Origin of the sequence: Sphingobium trunci (genome assembly GCF_022664535.1) — a bacterium.
GTDB lineage: Bacteria > Pseudomonadota > Alphaproteobacteria > Sphingomonadales > Sphingomonadaceae > Sphingobium.
On sequence record NZ_JAKUJY010000002.1, the window covers coordinates 245,962 to 261,828 of the forward strand.

Genomic DNA, 15,867 nt, shown 5'->3' on the forward strand with positions numbered 1-15,867 from the left:
CGGTCCGCTCAGGCGGCGGCGCTGTGCTGCGCGTCGCCCATCCGCTCCTCGCGCTCCACCCATTCGACCAGCATCGTCAGCACGCGGCGCAGCGCCGTGTCCTGCTCGGTCACACGGAATTCCAGCGTGGAAAGCCGTTCCTCGATCAGCGTGAAGCAATCCTTGAGCGCTTCGGGATCGACGCTCGGCTCGGCGCGGGCAAAGTCATTCTCCGCGCGCAGCGTGTCGAGTTCGGCGCGAAGCGAAGCGATCTCGTCCCGCAGGTCGCTCGCCGGTTCGACCCGCGCGCTGCGCAGGGCATCGACCTCGGCCCGCAGCGCGGCGACCTCTTCCGAAACGGCCGGATCGGCGGCAACGGGTGCGGGCACGGGCGTCTCGGCCAGTTCCCCGGCATCGTCCAGCACGCTGTGCGCCATCGGTTCGGGCGTGACGTCGGCATCCGCGCCCATGTCAGCCACGACCGCATAGACCACCTCGGCATCGATCACCGACAACCGGTCCAGCGCGCCCAGCAGCAGCACGCGGCTCACCAGCACGTTGATCCGGCGGGGCACGCCGCCGGTCGCGGCATAGATGGCGTTGAAGGCTTCGGGCGTGAACTGCGGATCGCCCTGCCAGCCGACCAGCGAGAGGCGATGCAGGATATAGGGTTCGACCTCCCGCCGCATCATCGGGTCAAGATGGTGGGTCGCGATCACGCGCTGGCGCAGTTGCTCCAGCTCAGGCGATTTCAGCAGGTCGCGAAACTCCGGCTGGCCCAGCAGGAAGATCTGCAATAGGGATTGTCCGCCCAACTGGAAGTTGGACAGCATCCGCAGCTCCTCGATGGCGGAAACCGGCAGATTCTGCGCTTCATCGACGATCAGCAGGGAACGGCGCCCGGTGCGCGCCTGCGCGTGCAGATAGCCCTCGATCTGCTTCAATATCTGCGCCTTGGGCATGCCGTCCACGGCCAGGCCGAAGCTCTGCGCGGCGAGGCGCAGCATGTCGTCGCCCTCCACCTGGGTCGAGACGATCTTCACCGCGGTCAGCCGCGAAGGATCGATGGTGCCCATCAGATGCCCCACCAGCGTGGTCTTGCCCGCGCCGATATCGCCGGTGATGACGATGAAGCCCTCCCCCTGCGCCAGCCCATAGCCCAGATAGGACAGGGCTTTGCGATGGGTCGCGCTCTCGAAATAGAAATGCGGGTCCGGCGTCAGCTGGAACGGGCGTCCCTGCAATCCGTAGAACTGATCGTACATGTCTATCTCTCCACCCTGCCGGGCTTTCGCTTTAAAATGTATAGCGCAGGCCAAGCTGGCCCATGGCGTTGATGACCGCATCCAGCTTGTCGGCCTTGGCGCTGTCCACGCCGACCGAGGCCGACGCCTGAAGATTGCGCGTAACGAGCCGGTAATAGCTGGTGAAAGCGCCCAGGTTCAGCACGTCCAGCCGGTTGCCGCTGGCATCGAAATAATTGGCGTAGACCGCCGTATCGATGCTCGACTGGCTGTCGACCCGATAGGTGAGCGAGGCGTTGCCGTACCAGTTCTGGTCCCGCGTGCCGCGCACGAACACCGTCTCGCCCGACGGCGTGATGAACTTGCGCTGCGAATAGCCCAGGCCAATGCCCATTCCCCACGGTCCACGCTCCGCCGCGAATTGCGCCGCGACGCCGCGATAGCGGAAGTTCGCGCCGGTCACGCCGGCCAGCGCATCGTTGAAGCACTGCCCGCCGCCGGTGGTCGAGAAAGCGCAACCGGTGAAATCGCCGGTGAAGGGATTGCGCACGATGTTGAGGTTGCTGCCCGACAGCGCCGCCACGTCGGAGGTGATGACGCGCCCGAAACTGTCGATCCCGTCGAACACGACCAGGGCGAAGGATTTGTTGCGCCCCTGCCAGATGAAGCTGCCCGAATAGGTCATGCCGCCATAGCGCTCGCCCACGCGCGCGGTCAGCGACGTGCGGTGGCTGGGACGCCAGAGCACGCCCACGTCCCAGATGATATCGTCGAAATCATAGAGAAGCTGGCGCGGCGAGCTTTTGTCGGTGACATAGCGGCCGCTCGATGAAATCACCGGCAGGCCGTTGCTGTCCAGCAGCGGCGAGCGCTGGCTGATCCTGATATCCTCATAGCCGACGCCGCCGATCAGGGCGAGCGTGGGCGACACCGGCAGCGTCGCGTCCAGGCGCGCCCATTTGTCCTCGAACCGCTGGTCGAGCTGGCTCGCATCCTCCCGGCTGTAGCCCGCGCTGGCGACAAGGCCGAGCGGCATCCACACGCCGGGTCCGACGCCTACCGACCCGATCAGGTCGTGAGTCGTCGAATCCGCGAAGCCGCTGCCCCTCGGCCCGCCGGGAAAGTCGACATTCACGTCATCCTCGACCCGCGCATAGCCCAGCCGGTAGGAAGCGTTGATGTCCAGGTCGCCCAGCCGCGTGGTGTAGGAGGGGCCGATATAACCCGCATAGACCTGGCTGCTGAAGCCGTCGTTGCGCACCGAGGCGCCTGACAGTCCATCGGTCCGCACCCGTGTCGCAAGCCCGCCCGCGTTCAGCGTCAGACCGCGCGCCAGTCCATATCGGCCGCTGGCGATGCCGCTGATGATGTCCTGATCGCTCAGCCGATCGCCCCAGCCGAAGCTGTGCGCATATTGCAGGTCGGCCGATGCCTCCATGCGGCGCGTCTGGATGCTGGCGGCCACGCCGGCGGTGACGTTGGTATAGGTGAGGACGTCGCCACCGCCCTTGAGTGGCGCGACCACGACCTGATCGATGCCGATATAGGGCGTGACATCGACCTTGCGCCGATCGTCCTGCGCGAGCGCGGGCGTGGCCAGGGCGAGGCCCGCGAGGACAAGGGCTGTGCGCGAAATCATCCGTCCGCTTGCCCCTTTGCATAATAGCTGCCGAAGCGGCGGCCGCCGGTGGAAAAGCGCACGCCGTTCAGCAGCAGCTTCACCTGCGGGCCGCCCTTGAGCAGGCTGGCGGCGTCGCGCAGCGCGGCTTCCGTGGTCCTGTCCGCCCGCACCACCAGCAGCGCAATGGCGGCATGGCTGGCCAGCACGGCAGCCGGAGAAGCGGCCAGCAGCGGCGGCGAATCGAACAGGAGGATGCGGTCGGGCCGCCCCTCGGTCAGCCGGTGGAGCAGCATCTCCGTCCGCGCCGACGCCAGATATTCGGTGTCGTTGTTGCTGCGCTGCCCGGCGGGAAGCACGGAGAGGGACGGGATATCCGTCCGCAGCACGCAATCCTCGATGGCGATGGCCGGATCGGCCAGGGCGTCCATCAGGCCCGGTCCGGCGGTCAGCCCCAGCGTTTCGGGAATGCCCGGCTTGCCGAAATCGGCGTCGACCAGCAGGATTTCCCGCTCCTTCTCCGCCGCGAGGCTGAGCGCCAGATTGAGCGCGCAAAAACTCTTGCCCTCCCCGCTCTGCGCCGAGCAGATGAGAACGCGATTGCCGCGCTGGCTGGCCGCAAGATCGGACAGGAGATCGCGCTTGAGCAGGCGGAATTCCTCGCTCATGGCGGTCACCGGGCCGTCGGGCAGCAGATAGCCCGCCTCGGCCAGTGCAATGCGGTCGATCGGTTGCACCGGCCCGGTCCAGTCCGGCGCGCGATAGCCGCCTTGCTCCTCCACGATGGCGGCAACAGCAGGCTGCACGGCGGGCGCGGCGGAAACGGCCGGTTCATCCTCCGGCACTTCCACCGCCGGGGCCGCGCGTCCCTTCAGCGCCGCGCTGAAATCGTAGATTTCGGTCGCCCGCTCGATCAGCGAGCCTCCGGACAGGGACTTGTGCTTGTTCATCGTCCGTCCCCCCTCAGGCCAGCCCGCGCTGGACAAATTCGATGACGATCAGCAGCAGGCACAGCGCCGCCAGACCGCCGCTGGCGCCCGCAAACCATTTCAGGCGCTGCTTTTCCACCGCGGCCTGCGCCGCGCCGACGGTCTGGCTGATCGATCCGATGACCGGCACGCCCATGATCTTCTCCAGCCGCGCCGCATTGGGGAAGCCACCCTTGATCTGCGCCATGGCAAAGGCCGTGCCGATGCCCGCCCCCATGCCCAGCACCCATATGCCGACCAGCAGCAGCGGCCGGTTGGGCGCCTCGGGCACGGTCGGCAGGTTCGGCGGATTGACGACACGGAACTGGACCGATCCGGTTTCGCTCTTCACGTCGCCCCGCAGGCGGATTTCCTCGCGGTCGGCGAGCATCTTGTCATATTGGGTCTTGAGCACCTCATAATCGCGGTCGAGCTTTTCCTGCTCGGCGGAAAGGCCCGGCTCATCGGTCTGGCGGGCCGACATGCTGTTGAGGTCCGCCTGCAACTGCGCCTTGCGGGCCGACAGGCCCTGCACCGTCGCGGCGCGTTCCGCCTGCATCGACCGGATCGAGAGATAGGCGGGATTGGGCGTGCCCCCCGCACCGCCGCTCGCCTGCCCGCGCAGCAGATTGACCTGCCGCTGGGCTGCAATGACGTCGGGATGGTCGCTGGTGAAGCCCCGCGCCCGCATCGAGGCAAGGTCGGCCTGCGCCTGCGCCAGGGCGGAAGGCCCGCCCGAGGAACCGACGCCCGGCAAGGTCTGCGGCGTGCCCGCCAACTGCCCGTTCATCGCCGCCAGGGCGCTCTGCGCCTGGACAAGCTGCGAATCGATGCTGTTGATTTCCGACCGGGCCGCATCCATGCGCTGACCGATGGAACCCGCGCCGGGCAGCATCCCGGCATAGCGCTGCTCGAACTGCACGCGGCGCTGCTCGGCGGCGGCAAGCTGTTGGCCGCGCTGGGCAAGCTGCTGGTCGAGGAAGGCCAGGCTCTGCTTCGTCTCGACCCTGTCGGACGACAGGTTCGTTTCCTGGAAGATGTCGACCAGCTTCTGCACGATCTGCTGGGAAATGCGCGCATTGGCGCTGTCCGACAGGCTGGCGTCCGCCCATGTCGCGCTGATGTCGATCATGCTGGGGTCGAGTTGCGCGACCACCGTGATGCCTTCGCGCAGCCTGGTGATCTTCGCGGCCATGTCGCGCGGGCCGTTCACCGTCCGGCTGAGGTCGGTTTCCCGGACCACCCGCTCCAGATTGCCGGTGCTGGCCAGCGTCTGGCGCACCCGGTCCAGATCCTGCTGCGACTGGACCTGGGTGATGCCCACCTTGTCCTCCAGCAGCGACTGGGTGTTCACATAGACCCGCGCCTTGGACTGATAGCTGTTGGGGATCAGCGCGATGCCCAGCCAGCCGGCCATGCAAACGCCCCATGCGACCGCGAGCGCCAGCCAGCGCCGCGTCCATATGCCATGCAGGATGACCAGCAGCTCGTCGAGAAGCGCCGCCATAGTCAGAACATGCTTTCAGGGATGATGATGACGTCGCCGGGCGCCAGCATGACATTGGCCTTGCTGTCGCCGCGCTTCAGCAGGTCGCCGATTCGGACCTGATATTCCTGCTGCTTGCCGGTTTCCCGGTTGAAGCGGACCAGCCGCGCCTTGTTGCCCGCCGCATATTGGTTGAGCCCACCGACCGAGATCATCGCATCGAGCAGCGTCATGTTGGCGCGATAGGGGATCGAGGCGGGTTTTTCCGTCGCGCCGACGATCCGCACCTGCTGGCTGAAGGTGCCGGAGAAATTGTTGACGATCACCGATACCAGCGGATTTTCGATATATTTTGAGAGCGCGACCTTGAGATCGTCGGCCAGCTGCTTGGGCGTCTTGCCCACGGCCGACATGTCGGAGATCAGCGGCGTGGTGATGCGCCCGTCGGGCCGCACCTGCACCTTCGCCCCCAGGTCGGGGTTGCGCCACACGAAGATGGTGAGGTCGTCGAGCGGCCCGATCACATATTCCTCGCCCGGCCCCTCCTGCTGCGACACGAAGGAGGCAGGCGGCAGTTTCGGCGCGCTCCCGCCGCCCGATGCACAACCCGAAAGAGCCAGAGCAGGCAGCGATACGCCGATCAATGCCTGGGAAACCGACAGGAAACGCATAAAATCAACCCCTTGATGCGGCCGCGCACCGGTCGCCGCCGGGGAAGCAAGGCGGACGTCAGGCACAGGGCTTTGACGGCCTTCTTGCCCGCAAAGGGTAAAAATAGCGTTAGGAGTTAAGTTGTTGGCAAATCAGTCAAGTAAAACTTCCAGAGCAGGCGGATGCCCCAAGAAAGCGGATGGACTTGCGGAGGCTCCATAGGCGCCCGCCGCAAAGATCGCGATCAGGTCGCCTTCGCTGACCGGCGGCAGCGCCACCTTATCCCCCAGCCTGTCGATCGGCGTGCACAGGCAACCAACCACGGTCACCGCTTCCCCCGCCGCCGCCGCGCCAAAGCGGTTCGCCACCGCCAGCGGATAGTTGCGCCGGACCACCGTGCCGAAATTGCCGCTGGCCGCCAGTTGGTGATGCAACCCGCCATCGACCACGACGAAGGTCTCGCCCTGACTTTTCTTCACATCGACCACGCGGGTCAGATAGACGCCCGACTCCCCGACCAGCCAGCGGCCCAGCTCGATGGCGAACTCGCTGCCTTTCAGGCTGTCCTGCCGCCTGTCCAGCAAGGCCGCCAGCGCATCGCCGATCGGCCGGATATCCAGCCGCTCGTCACCGGGAAAATAGGGAATGCCGAAGCCGCCGCCCAGATTGACCAGCGGCGGCATGACGCCAACCGCGTCGGACAGGCGCGCCGCCAGACCGACGGTCGCCGCCTGCGTTTCGATCAGCGCCTCCGCCCCAAGCGCCTGGCTGCCGGCGAAAATATGCCATCCGCGCCAGTCGGCCCCGGCCCCGATCACCCAGCGAGCGAGGTCGGCGGCCCGATCCGCATCGACGCCAAAGGGCTTGGCGCCGCCGCCCATGCGCATGCCCGACCCCTTAAGGTCGAAATCCGGGTTCACCCGCACCGCCAGCTTCGGCGTCTTGCCGCGCTGTTCGGCCAGCGCGATCGCCCGCCTCGCCTCGCCCTCCGATTCCAGATTGATCGTGGCGCCATTGTCGATGGCGGCGATCAGTTCGTCGTCGCGCTTCCCCGGCCCGGCAAAGCTGACATGGGCGGGGTCCATCCCGGCCTCCAGCGCCCGCGCCAGCTCACCGCCGGAGGCGACGTCGAAGCCGTCGACCAGCTTCGCCATGCGCTCCAGCAACGGCGCGTAGGGATTGGCCTTCACCGCATAATGGATCGACAGTGCCGAAGGCATGGCGTCACGCAGAGCCTTCACCTGCGCCTGGATGATGCCCATGTCATAGACGAACAGCGGCGTATCCCCTGCCTCATCCACCAGACTCGCCGCACCGCAACCGCCGATCAGCAACATGCCCTCCTCGCCGGAGAAAAAGGGCGGGACAGGGCCCATCGGCTTCATGCGCCATGCTCCTTCGCAAGCGCCACCCGGTCGATCTTGCCATTGGGATTGCGGGGAAATTCTGGAACCATGACGATCTCGCGCGGCTGCATGAAATTGGGCAGCTCGGCCTTCAGCCGTGCCTCGACCGCTGCCTTTAGTGCAGGATCGGCGCCGCGCAACAGCAACAGCACCGCCTGACCCAGCCGGTCATCCCCGACGCCCAGCGCCACCGCCTCCGCCACGCCGTCCACGGCCGCGGCCGCCTCCTCGATCTCGGTCGGGCTGATGCGATTGCCCGCGGACTTGATCATCGCATCGTCGCGCCCGACGAAATAGAGCAGGCCTTCGCCGTCGCGCCGCACCGTGTCGCCCGACCACACCGCCATGCCCCCGTAACGCGAGGCGGCGGGGGCGGGCCTGAACCGCTCCGCCGTGCGTGCCGGATCGCGCCAATAGCCCTGCGCCACCAGCGGCCCACAATGCACCAGCTCGCCCGGTTCGTCCGCATCGGTCAGGCTGCCGTCGGGCCGCACCACCAAAATCTCGGCATGGGGGATGGCCGATCCCATGCTGTCGGGATGACTCTCGACCAGCGCGGGCGGCAGGAAGGTCGACCGGAACGCCTCCGTCAGCCCATACATGGGATAGAGATCCGCCCTAGGAAACAAGGCCCGCAGCTTCGCGACCAGGGGACGGGTCAGCGCCCCGCCGCTATTGGTCAGCCGCCGCAATTTCCCCGCGACTTCGGCAGGCCATTCCAGCTCGGTCAACTGCACCCAGAGCGGCGGCACACCGGCCAATGTCGTGATGTCCCGCCGGTCCACCGACTTCACCACGTCGCGCGGCGTCAGATAGTCGAGCGGATAGACGCAGCCACCCGCGAACCAGGTCGAAAAAAGCTGATTCTGTCCATAATCGAAGCTGAAGGGCAGGACGCAGAGCGTCCGGTCCTCCGCCGTCATCCCCAGATAGGCAGCGACCGACACCCCGCCCAGCCACAGATTGGCATGGCTCAACATCACCCCCTTGGGCCGCCCGGTCGATCCGCTGGTGTAGAGGATCGCCGCCAGGTCGCCCGGCGCCGCAGCGGACGGGCCGAGGGCGCCGCCCCCGCTCATCGCGCAGGCGGCATCATCCTCCCGATGCAGTTGGCACCCCTGCGGCACATCGCCCGGCGCCAGGGTGGCAAGCCGGCTCGCCGTTCCGATCAGCAGCGATGCCCCGCTATCGGCCAATATATGTGCGACCTGGGCATGTTTGAGCAGCGGATTGACCGGAACATGCACCAGCCCCGCCCGCGGCGCGGCCAGAGGCATAAGCGCGGCAACCGGTCCCTTGGCGATCCAGCTTGCGACTCGCGCGCCCTTTTCCAGCCCGAAGCCCGCGAGCCAGGCCGCCAGCCGTCCCAGCGTCCATTCCAGTTCGGCATAGCTCTGCGTGCCCGACCGGCCGTCCAGCGCGGGGCGCGCCGGATCGCCGCGCAGAAGCACATGATCGATGGGCAGCATGGCCACCCCATCGATCGTCGGCGGCAGGGGATCGCTTAACTCCATCTCCAGACTTTTCTTCTAACCCTCATGAGTTGCCGGGAGATAGAGCTTTGCTGGTCACAAGGGAATATCGAAGCGTGAAGGATGCGCGCATGGCGCTGTCCGGGGCGCTCGACCGCGCCTGCACGCCGTCCCTGTTCGACCGGATCGACTGGTTCGAATCGCTCCATGACCATTGTTTTCCCGACGAACCCGTCCGCATCCTCCAGGCGATGGAGGGCGAGCATCAACTCTGGCTGTTCCTGCGCTCCCCCGCGCCCGGAAAATTGAGCGCGCTCGCCAACTGGTACAGTTTCGGCTGGTCGCCGCACTTTCTGGGCGATCCGGACGCAGCGACACAGCGCCGCCTGATCGGGCTTCTCGCCCAATATCTGCTGAAGGACAGCGCGCAGATCGACCTTTATCCCGTAACGGGCAGCGCCGGGCTGCTGCTGGAAGCCTTCCGCCGGGGCGGCTGGTTCGGCGTGCAGCGACCCATGGGCGGGCGGCATCTGCTGCGCCTCAATGGCCGCAGTTTCGGGGATTATTGGGCGGGCCGCCCCGGACGCCTGCGTACCCTCATCAGTCGCAAGAGCCGGTCCGGCCGCTTCACGCTCAGCATCACGGGCACGCTGACGGATGCGCTGTGGGGCGACTATCTCGCCATGCATGGCCGCAGCTGGAAACAGCCCGAACCCAGCCCCTTCTTCCTGCGCGACCTGGCCGAGAGGGAAAGCGCCGCCGGAACGCTGCGCCTGGGCTTTGCGCGGCTCGGCGAACAGCCGGTCGCGACCCAGCTCTGGACGGTGGAGAACGGCACCGCCCTCATCCACAAGCTGGCCCATGACCAGGCGTTCGACGGCGCCTCTCCCGGCAGCCTGCTCAGTCACGCGATGTTCGCAGCGGCCATCGACGGGGATCGGGTCGACCTGATCGACTATGGCACGGGCGACAATGGCTACAAGAGCGACTGGATGGAGCAGCGCGAAGTGCTCCACCGCCTCGATTTCTTCAACCCGCGCTTCGCCTCCGCCTGGCTGCCCGCCGCGCGCACGGCCATTTCCGCGCTTGTAGGTTAGCCCTGGAACGATTAGGTAGGCGCCCATCATGCGGGCGGAACATAGTCAACCGGTCGACCGGGCCATGGATATCGAAACGCTTATGCGCGGCTTGCTGCGCGACGTGCTGGGCCTGTCCCAGGATCGGGTCGATGCGTTCGATGCTGATACACCGCTATTCGGGGCGCTGCCGGAGCTGGACTCCATGGCCGTCGCCGGCCTGCTCACCGAAATGGAGGACCGGCTTGACATCCTGATCGAGGATGACGACATTGACGGCGATACGTTCGAGACGTTCGGGACGCTGCTCGCCTTCGCCAAGGCCAAGGTCGGGAATTAAGCAGGCTTCCCGCCGCTCGCTACGCCGTTCCCGCGCGGGCGGGAATATAGGAGCCTATTCCGCCGCGACCGCCTCGAAATCGGCTTCGGCCAGGAATTTCTCGACATCCAGCGCCGCCATGCAGCCCATCCCCGCCGCCGTCACCGCCTGACGATAGATTTTGTCGCTGACGTCGCCCGCCGCGAACACGCCGGGAACCGCGGTCCTGGTCGTGCCCTTCTCCACCAGCAGATAGCCTTCATCCATGGGCAGCTTGTCCACGAACAGTTCGGTCGCGGGCTGATGCCCGATCGCCACGAAGGCGCCATCCGTCTCGATATGCGATTTGTGGCCGGTCACCGTGTCGACCAGATCGACGCCCACCAGCCCTTCGGGATTGCCGCCGCCGACGAAGCGCTCGACCGCCTGATTCCAGAGGACCTTGATGTTCGGATGCGCGAACAGCCGCTGCTGGAGGATCTTTTCCGCCCGCAGCGAATCGCGGCGGTGGATCAGGGTGACGTCATGGCTGTGGTTGGTGAGGTAGAGCGCTTCCTCGACCGCGGTATTGCCGCCGCCGATCACCACCACCTTCTTGCCGCGATAAAAGAAGCCGTCGCAGGTCGCGCAGGCGGAAACGCCCTTGCCCTGCAGCAGTTGCTCACCCTCGGTGCCCAGCCACTTGGCCTGCGCGCCGGTCGCGATCACCAGACTGTCGGCATAATAGAGCGTGCCGCTGTCGCCCTTGAGACGGAAGGGCCGCTCGGACAGGTCGACGTCGACGATCTGGTCGTACATCATCTGCGCGCCGACATGTTCCGCCTGCGCCTGCATCTGCTCCATGAGCCATGGCCCCTGGATGACATCGCGGAAGCCCGGATAATTTTCCACGTCGGTCGTGATGGTCAACTGCCCGCCCGGCTGCATGCCCTGCACCACGATCGGCGCCAGACCCGCGCGCGCGCCGTAAATGGCGGCGGACAGGCCAGCGGGACCGGAACCGAGGATCAGCATGCGGGTCGAATGGGTGGCGGTCATGAACGTCTTTCCGGCTGCGATTCGTATGTCGGGATGAGATAGGCCGCACGGTCACCGGCGCAAGCCATGGATTTGCTTGAGGGGTAAGAAGCTGGACGATCAGGCCCGTCAGGCGAGGACGTTGGGCAGATCCTCGAACCCCTTGCGCAACGCCGCCGACCAGCCGTGCGAGAGAAGCTGGAATTCCTCATTGTCCGCCTCGATCCGGGTGCGGACGCGGAAGTCGAACATGTCCCGCTCGATCACCGTCAGGTCCAGCGGCATGCCGACCGAAAGATTGGAGCGCAAGGTCGAGTCCATCGACACCAGCACCGCCTTGGTCGCATCCTCCAGCGTGGTGTCGCGCTTGATGATCCGGTCCAGGATCGGCTTGCCATATTTATGCTCGCCGATCTGGAAGAAGGGCGTGTCCTCGGTCGCCTCGATGAAATTGCCCGCGGAATAGATGAGGTAGAGCCGCGGCTTGCCGCCCTTGCGCTGCCCGGCGATCAGGATGGAGGCATCCGCCGCCGCGCCCTGCATCTCTATGGTGCTGCGATAGCGGCCCTGCATGGCGCACATCGCCTCCCCCACCATCTGGGCCACGCGGTGCATGGTCGGGCAGTTGAGGATCGTTTCCACCTCTGGATCGAGCTTCGAATCCTTGATCGCGCGCCCCACCATTGCCTTCACCCCCTGGGTGATGGACAGGTTGCCCGAACACATCATCGTGATCGCGCGCTCGCCCGGAACGCTGTAGGTGAAACTTTTCCGAAAGCGCGCAATATTATCCATCCCCGCATTGGTGCGGGTGTCGGACAGCATGACCAGCCCCTGGTCAACGCGCACCGCCACGCAATAGGTCATCTTGGTTCCTGTTTCAGTCCTGCGTCGGGACTGGCTGAACGATCTGTTGTTGCTGTCTTTGCAGCTGCCGCTCCTCCACCCCTTCCTCCGCCTGCGCGATCCGGACGTCCGCGTCAATCCAGATATCGCCAGCCACCGTCACGGATCCCCGAATCGGCGCCGCCTCATCGGCATCCAGACCGCAGGCGATCCGCAGATAACGCTCCGTCACGCAGACACGGTTGGACGGATCGAAGCCGATCCAGCCCAGTTCGGGCACCAGCGCCTCCGCCCAGCCATGGGTCTCGTGCAGCACATCGCCCTCATCCGCGAGCAGATAGCCCGACACATAGCGGGCCGGAATGCCCATCGCCCGCGCGCCCGCGATGAATATCTGCGCATGGTCCTGACACACGCCCGCGCCCAGCGCGAAAGCCTCCGCCGCCGTGGTGCTGGCGGTGGTGACGCCAGGCCGATAGGCCACCGCATCGCTGACCGCCGCCGACAGCGCGTGCAGGCGCGCCAGCGGACCGTCATCATCGGGCAACGCCAGCGCCATCGCCCGGATCGCGTCCGACGCCCCGGTGAGCCGCGTCTCCCGCAGGAAATAGCGGGGATGGACCGGGCAGCCCAGCCAGCCCAGCACGCCATGGCTTTCCCGCGTCTCGACCAGGCCTTCGGCGACGATGACGGCATTGTCCATCCGGTCGTGCCGGACCCAGATCGCCTCCATCTCGCCATAGCTGTTGGGACGAAAGCCAGTCAGCGGCTCGCCATTCACGCTGACCTGCCAATCCAGCACCTTCTGCGCCGGCGTATCGACCGGCATCAGTTTCAGCCGCATCGCCACCCGCCCGGCCGACGCCTCGTAGCGGTAGACCGTCTGATGGCGGACGAGCAGTTTCATTGGCGCCCTTCCCCCTTCTTCTCAGCCGAAATGATAGGCCTGGGCGATCTCCCCGCCCAGCCGGTTGGTCGTCATCAGGCCGTTCTGGATCGTCTCGTGCAGGCCGAGGCGGAAAATTTCGCCACTGTCCAGCTTTTCCAGATCGGCCACCATCTCCCGCACCGTGTCATGACAGGCCGACCGCGCATCATGCCACCCCGCAAGCCGGTTGAGCCGGTAGGCGAGCTGGTCGTAGCAATAGGCGACGCTGCGCGGGAACAGCCGGTTCAGCATCAGGAAATCGGTGATCTGCCAGGGCGTGTAGGTGCCGCCATAGACATGGTGGAAGGCCCGCGCACCCGACAGGGCGTAGAGCACCGACGTCCACTGATAATGGTCGCGATTGCCGCCGATCACCTCGGTTTCGGGCAACAGCACATAATATTTGACGTCCAGCAGCCGCAGCGTCATCTGCGCCCGCTCCAGCGCCGATCCGGTGCGCAGGAAATCATGCCCCTCATTGCGCAACTGGCCCGAATGGGCAGCGCCGCGGAAGGTCATCACCCGCGTCTTCACCCAGTCGATCAGCGCGGGAAGCTGCTGCCGCGCCTCCGCCACGTCATAGCTGTCCAGCTTGCGCCAGCCCTCGTTCAGCGCCTCCCACATGTCCTGCGTCAGCATGGTGCGCGCCGACTTGGCATTGGCGCGGGCCTTCAGCAGGCAGGACCGGATGGAAGAGGGATTGTCGAGGTCCAGCATCAGGAAGGCGATCGCATCGCTCTCCGTCACTTGCGCGCCTTCGGGGAAATGGTTGAGCGCGCCCGTCGCCCGCACCACCGATCGCCATTCGTCGCGATGATGCGCGCCGGGCAGGATCGCCATGCGCTGTCCCATGGTCAGCAGGCGCGCTGTCGCCTCGGCCCGCTCCATATAGCGTGCCATCCAGAAGAGATTTTCGGCGGTCCGGCTCAACATGAAGGCGCCACCCCCAACCCGTTTTCCGTCATCCCGGCGAAAGCCGGGATCTCGTGAGGACAGGCGGCGCCCTGTCGCCTGAGATCCCAGCCTGCGCCGGAATGACGGGGAAAGAAAAGACTCAGCTCCACCATCATCAATCCTGCAATACCCATGTGTCCTTCACCCCGCCGCCCTGGCTGGAGTTCACGACAAGCGATCCTTCGGTCAGCGCAACGCGGGTCAGGCCGCCCGGCACCAGCCGGATCTGCTTGCCCACCAGGCAATAGGGCCGGAAATCCGCATGGCGCCCGACCACCGCCGCCGGGCCGAGGGTCGGCACGGTCGACAGGTCCAATGTCGGCTGGGCGATGAATTCGCCGGGATTGGCCCTGATCCGCTCGGCATAGGCATCGACCTCATCCTTGGTCGATTTCGGTCCGATCAGCATGCCGTAGCCGCCCGATCCATGCACCTCCTTCGCCACCAGATCGTGCAGATGTTCCAGCACATAGGCGCATTCGTCGGGCTTTCCGCACTGCCAGGTCTGGATATTGTCCAGGATCGGCTGCTCGCCCAGATAGAAGCGGATCATCTCCGGCACATAGATATAGACGGCCTTGTCGTCCGCGATCCCCGATCCCGGCGCCGACGCCAGCGTCACCCCGCCATTGCGATAGACGTTGAAGATGCCCGGCACGCCCAGCAGGCTGTCGGGACGGAACACCAGCGGATCGAGATATTCGTCATCGATGCGGCGATAGATCACATCCACCGCCTTGGGCCCCAGCGTGGTCTTCATCCACACCCGGTCATCGTCGACGAACAGGTCGGCCGGCTCCACCAGCTCCACGCCCATCAGGTCGGCCAGGAAACTATGCTCATAATAGGCGCTGTTGAGCGATCCGGGGGTCAGCACCACCACCACCGGATCGCCCTTGCAGGCCGGCGGCGCGACTTCCTTCAGGCTTTTCAGCAGTTCCGCCGGATAATCATCGACCGGCGCCACGATCCCCTGCGCGAACAGTTCGGGGAACATGCGGGTCATGATCTCGCGATTTTCCAGCATGTAGGAAACGCCCGACGGCGTGCGGCAATTATCCTCCAGCACCTCGAACCGGGTCGGCCCGGTGCGGACGATATCGATGCCGACGATATGGCTGTAGACCTTTCCCGGCGGGGTGAAGTCGGCCATTTCCGCCAGATAGGCGCTGTTCTGGTAGATGATGTCGGCGGGCATGATCCCCGCCTTCACAATTTCCCCGCGATGATAGACGTCGTGCAGAAAGGCGTTCAGGGCCCTCGCCCGCTGGCGTATGCCCCTGTCCAGCACGCGCCATTCCTGGGCCATGAAGATGCGCGGCAGCAGGTCGAAGGGGATCAGCCGCTCCGGATCGCCGCCCTCACCATAGACGGCGAAGGTGATGCCGATCCGCCGGAAGATCGCCTCCGCCTCATCCATCCGACGATTGAGCCCGGCAATGCCTGTCCGATCCACCCAATTCTGCACTTCCGCATAGCAGGGGCGTATCGAACCATCCGGCTCAAACATTTCGTGGAAGGGCAAAGTGTCGATCCTCCCTCAGCCGCCTGGGCTGGTTGTGCATTGCAACATTAGTGCAACGCGCAGGACGGATTGCAAGCGCAAAAGCGTGACGCACCCGCGCATTTCCAATATTTTTTGCAGCGCAGCCAAGGCACATGTTCACATCGCATGCGCAAGTGCGCGTGCAAAAGCCTGACTATGAAGGAAAATGGACTGTGAAGGTGGTAGCGGAGGAGGGACTTGAACCCCCGACACGCGGATTATGATTCCGCTGCTCTAACCAGCTGAGCTACTCCGCCCCAAGGGCTTCGCGCGGGGCAGTGCCCTGCGGTGAGGCGGCGCTATACGCAGCGCGGACGCATGGGTCAACGGGGTTTGAAGCGCTTTTGAAAAATTCCC

At 65.6% G+C, this 15,867-nt stretch carries 14 protein-coding genes and 1 tRNA gene; 2 read left to right on the plus strand and 13 right to left on the minus strand.

Features of this window, described 5'->3' with window-relative positions:
- Positions 1-8: 8 nt before the first annotated feature.
- The 7 genes from MJ601_RS03245 to MJ601_RS03275 form a co-directional block, all read right to left on the minus strand.
- The gene (locus MJ601_RS03245; protein ID WP_242123196.1) at positions 9-1,244 is read right to left on the minus strand and encodes an XrtA/PEP-CTERM system-associated ATPase; all 1,236 of its coding nucleotides are present in this window, start codon (positions 1,242-1,244) and stop codon (positions 9-11) included.
- 31 nt (positions 1,245-1,275) lie between these two features.
- The gene (locus MJ601_RS03250; protein WP_242123197.1) at positions 1,276-2,862 is read right to left on the minus strand and encodes a hypothetical protein; all 1,587 of its coding nucleotides are present in this window, start codon (positions 2,860-2,862) and stop codon (positions 1,276-1,278) included.
- The gene (locus MJ601_RS03255; protein ID WP_242123199.1) at positions 2,859-3,791 is read right to left on the minus strand and encodes a P-loop NTPase; all 933 of its coding nucleotides are present in this window, start codon (positions 3,789-3,791) and stop codon (positions 2,859-2,861) included. Before MJ601_RS03255 ends, MJ601_RS03250 begins: the two co-directional genes overlap by 4 nt.
- Positions 3,792-3,804: 13 nt before the next feature.
- Complete coding sequence (locus tag MJ601_RS03260; protein WP_242123201.1) at positions 3,805-5,316, minus strand: XrtA system polysaccharide chain length determinant; 1,512 nt, start codon at positions 5,314-5,316, stop codon at positions 3,805-3,807.
- Between the two features lie 2 nt (positions 5,317-5,318).
- Positions 5,319-5,966 (minus strand): XrtA/PEP-CTERM system exopolysaccharide export protein, encoded by a 648-nt coding sequence (locus MJ601_RS03265; protein WP_242123203.1) that lies wholly within the window; start codon positions 5,964-5,966, stop codon positions 5,319-5,321.
- A 132-nt stretch (positions 5,967-6,098) separates the two neighbouring features.
- The gene (locus tag MJ601_RS03270; protein ID WP_242123206.1) at positions 6,099-7,331 is read right to left on the minus strand and encodes a pyridoxal-dependent decarboxylase, exosortase A system-associated; all 1,233 of its coding nucleotides are present in this window, start codon (positions 7,329-7,331) and stop codon (positions 6,099-6,101) included.
- The gene (locus MJ601_RS03275; RefSeq protein ID WP_242123208.1) at positions 7,328-8,866 is read right to left on the minus strand and encodes an acyl-CoA ligase (AMP-forming), exosortase A system-associated; all 1,539 of its coding nucleotides are present in this window, start codon (positions 8,864-8,866) and stop codon (positions 7,328-7,330) included. Before MJ601_RS03275 ends, MJ601_RS03270 begins: the two co-directional genes overlap by 4 nt.
- A 47-nt stretch (positions 8,867-8,913) precedes the next feature.
- Between MJ601_RS03275 and MJ601_RS03280 the strand changes: the two genes are divergently transcribed.
- Both MJ601_RS03280 and MJ601_RS03285 read left to right on the plus strand, forming a co-directional pair.
- Positions 8,914-9,921 (plus strand): GNAT family N-acetyltransferase, encoded by a 1,008-nt coding sequence (locus tag MJ601_RS03280; RefSeq protein WP_242123210.1) that lies wholly within the window; start codon positions 8,914-8,916, stop codon positions 9,919-9,921.
- A gap of 28 nt (positions 9,922-9,949) precedes the next feature.
- Positions 9,950-10,240, plus strand: a complete 291-nt coding sequence (locus tag MJ601_RS03285) for a phosphopantetheine-binding protein (RefSeq protein ID WP_242123211.1) — start codon at positions 9,950-9,952, stop codon at positions 10,238-10,240.
- 54 nt (positions 10,241-10,294) lie between these two features.
- Here MJ601_RS03285 and trxB read toward each other — a convergent pair whose 3' ends face one another.
- The 6 genes from trxB to MJ601_RS03315 all read right to left on the minus strand — a co-directional run bounded on the left by trxB (position 10,295) and on the right by MJ601_RS03315 (position 15,767).
- A complete protein-coding gene (trxB, locus tag MJ601_RS03290) occupies positions 10,295-11,257 on the minus strand; it encodes a thioredoxin-disulfide reductase (RefSeq protein ID WP_242123213.1) in 963 nt (320 codons plus the stop codon).
- 108 nt (positions 11,258-11,365) lie between these two features.
- On the minus strand, positions 11,366-12,103 hold the full coding sequence (locus MJ601_RS03295; RefSeq protein WP_242123215.1) for a proteasome-type protease: 738 nt from the start codon (positions 12,101-12,103) through the stop codon (positions 11,366-11,368).
- 13 nt (positions 12,104-12,116) lie between these two features.
- The gene (locus MJ601_RS03300) at positions 12,117-12,989 is read right to left on the minus strand and encodes a transglutaminase family protein (protein ID WP_242123217.1); all 873 of its coding nucleotides are present in this window, start codon (positions 12,987-12,989) and stop codon (positions 12,117-12,119) included.
- A 21-nt stretch (positions 12,990-13,010) separates the two neighbouring features.
- Positions 13,011-13,943 carry an alpha-E domain-containing protein gene (locus MJ601_RS03305; protein ID WP_242123218.1) on the minus strand — a complete coding sequence of 311 codons (933 nt, stop codon included), beginning with the start codon at positions 13,941-13,943 and terminating at the stop codon, positions 13,011-13,013.
- Positions 13,944-14,079: 136 nt separating this feature from the next.
- Positions 14,080-15,489, minus strand: coding sequence for a circularly permuted type 2 ATP-grasp protein (locus tag MJ601_RS03310; RefSeq protein ID WP_242123220.1), 1,410 nt, complete (start codon positions 15,487-15,489; stop codon positions 14,080-14,082).
- 201 nt (positions 15,490-15,690) lie between these two features.
- Positions 15,691-15,767, minus strand: a tRNA-Met gene (locus MJ601_RS03315).
- Positions 15,768-15,867: the final 100 nt, after the last annotated feature.

What these genes read in the sequence shown, in the direction of transcription:
- MJ601_RS03295 (WP_242123215.1), bottom strand. Translation starts at nt 12,103, where the DNA reads ATGACCTATTGCGTGGCGGTGCGCGTTGACCAGGGGCTGGTCATGCTG.
- MJ601_RS03250 (WP_242123197.1), bottom strand. Translation starts at nt 2,862, where the DNA reads ATGATTTCGCGCACAGCCCTTGTCCTCGCGGGCCTCGCCCTGGCCACG.
- MJ601_RS03285 (WP_242123211.1), top strand. Translation starts at nt 9,950, where the DNA reads ATGCGGGCGGAACATAGTCAACCGGTCGACCGGGCCATGGATATCGAA.
- MJ601_RS03245 (WP_242123196.1), bottom strand. Translation starts at nt 1,244, where the DNA reads ATGTACGATCAGTTCTACGGATTGCAGGGACGCCCGTTCCAGCTGACG.
- MJ601_RS03255 (WP_242123199.1), bottom strand. Translation starts at nt 3,791, where the DNA reads ATGAACAAGCACAAGTCCCTGTCCGGAGGCTCGCTGATCGAGCGGGCG.
- MJ601_RS03275 (WP_242123208.1), bottom strand. Translation starts at nt 8,866, where the DNA reads ATGGAGTTAAGCGATCCCCTGCCGCCGACGATCGATGGGGTGGCCATG.
- MJ601_RS03270 (WP_242123206.1), bottom strand. Translation starts at nt 7,331, where the DNA reads ATGAAGCCGATGGGCCCTGTCCCGCCCTTTTTCTCCGGCGAGGAGGGC.
- MJ601_RS03265 (WP_242123203.1), bottom strand. Translation starts at nt 5,966, where the DNA reads ATGCGTTTCCTGTCGGTTTCCCAGGCATTGATCGGCGTATCGCTGCCT.
- trxB (WP_242123213.1), bottom strand. Translation starts at nt 11,257, where the DNA reads ATGACCGCCACCCATTCGACCCGCATGCTGATCCTCGGTTCCGGTCCC.
- MJ601_RS03260 (WP_242123201.1), bottom strand. Translation starts at nt 5,316, where the DNA reads ATGGCGGCGCTTCTCGACGAGCTGCTGGTCATCCTGCATGGCATATGG.
- MJ601_RS03305 (WP_242123218.1), bottom strand. Translation starts at nt 13,943, where the DNA reads ATGTTGAGCCGGACCGCCGAAAATCTCTTCTGGATGGCACGCTATATG.
- MJ601_RS03300 (WP_242123217.1), bottom strand. Translation starts at nt 12,989, where the DNA reads ATGAAACTGCTCGTCCGCCATCAGACGGTCTACCGCTACGAGGCGTCG.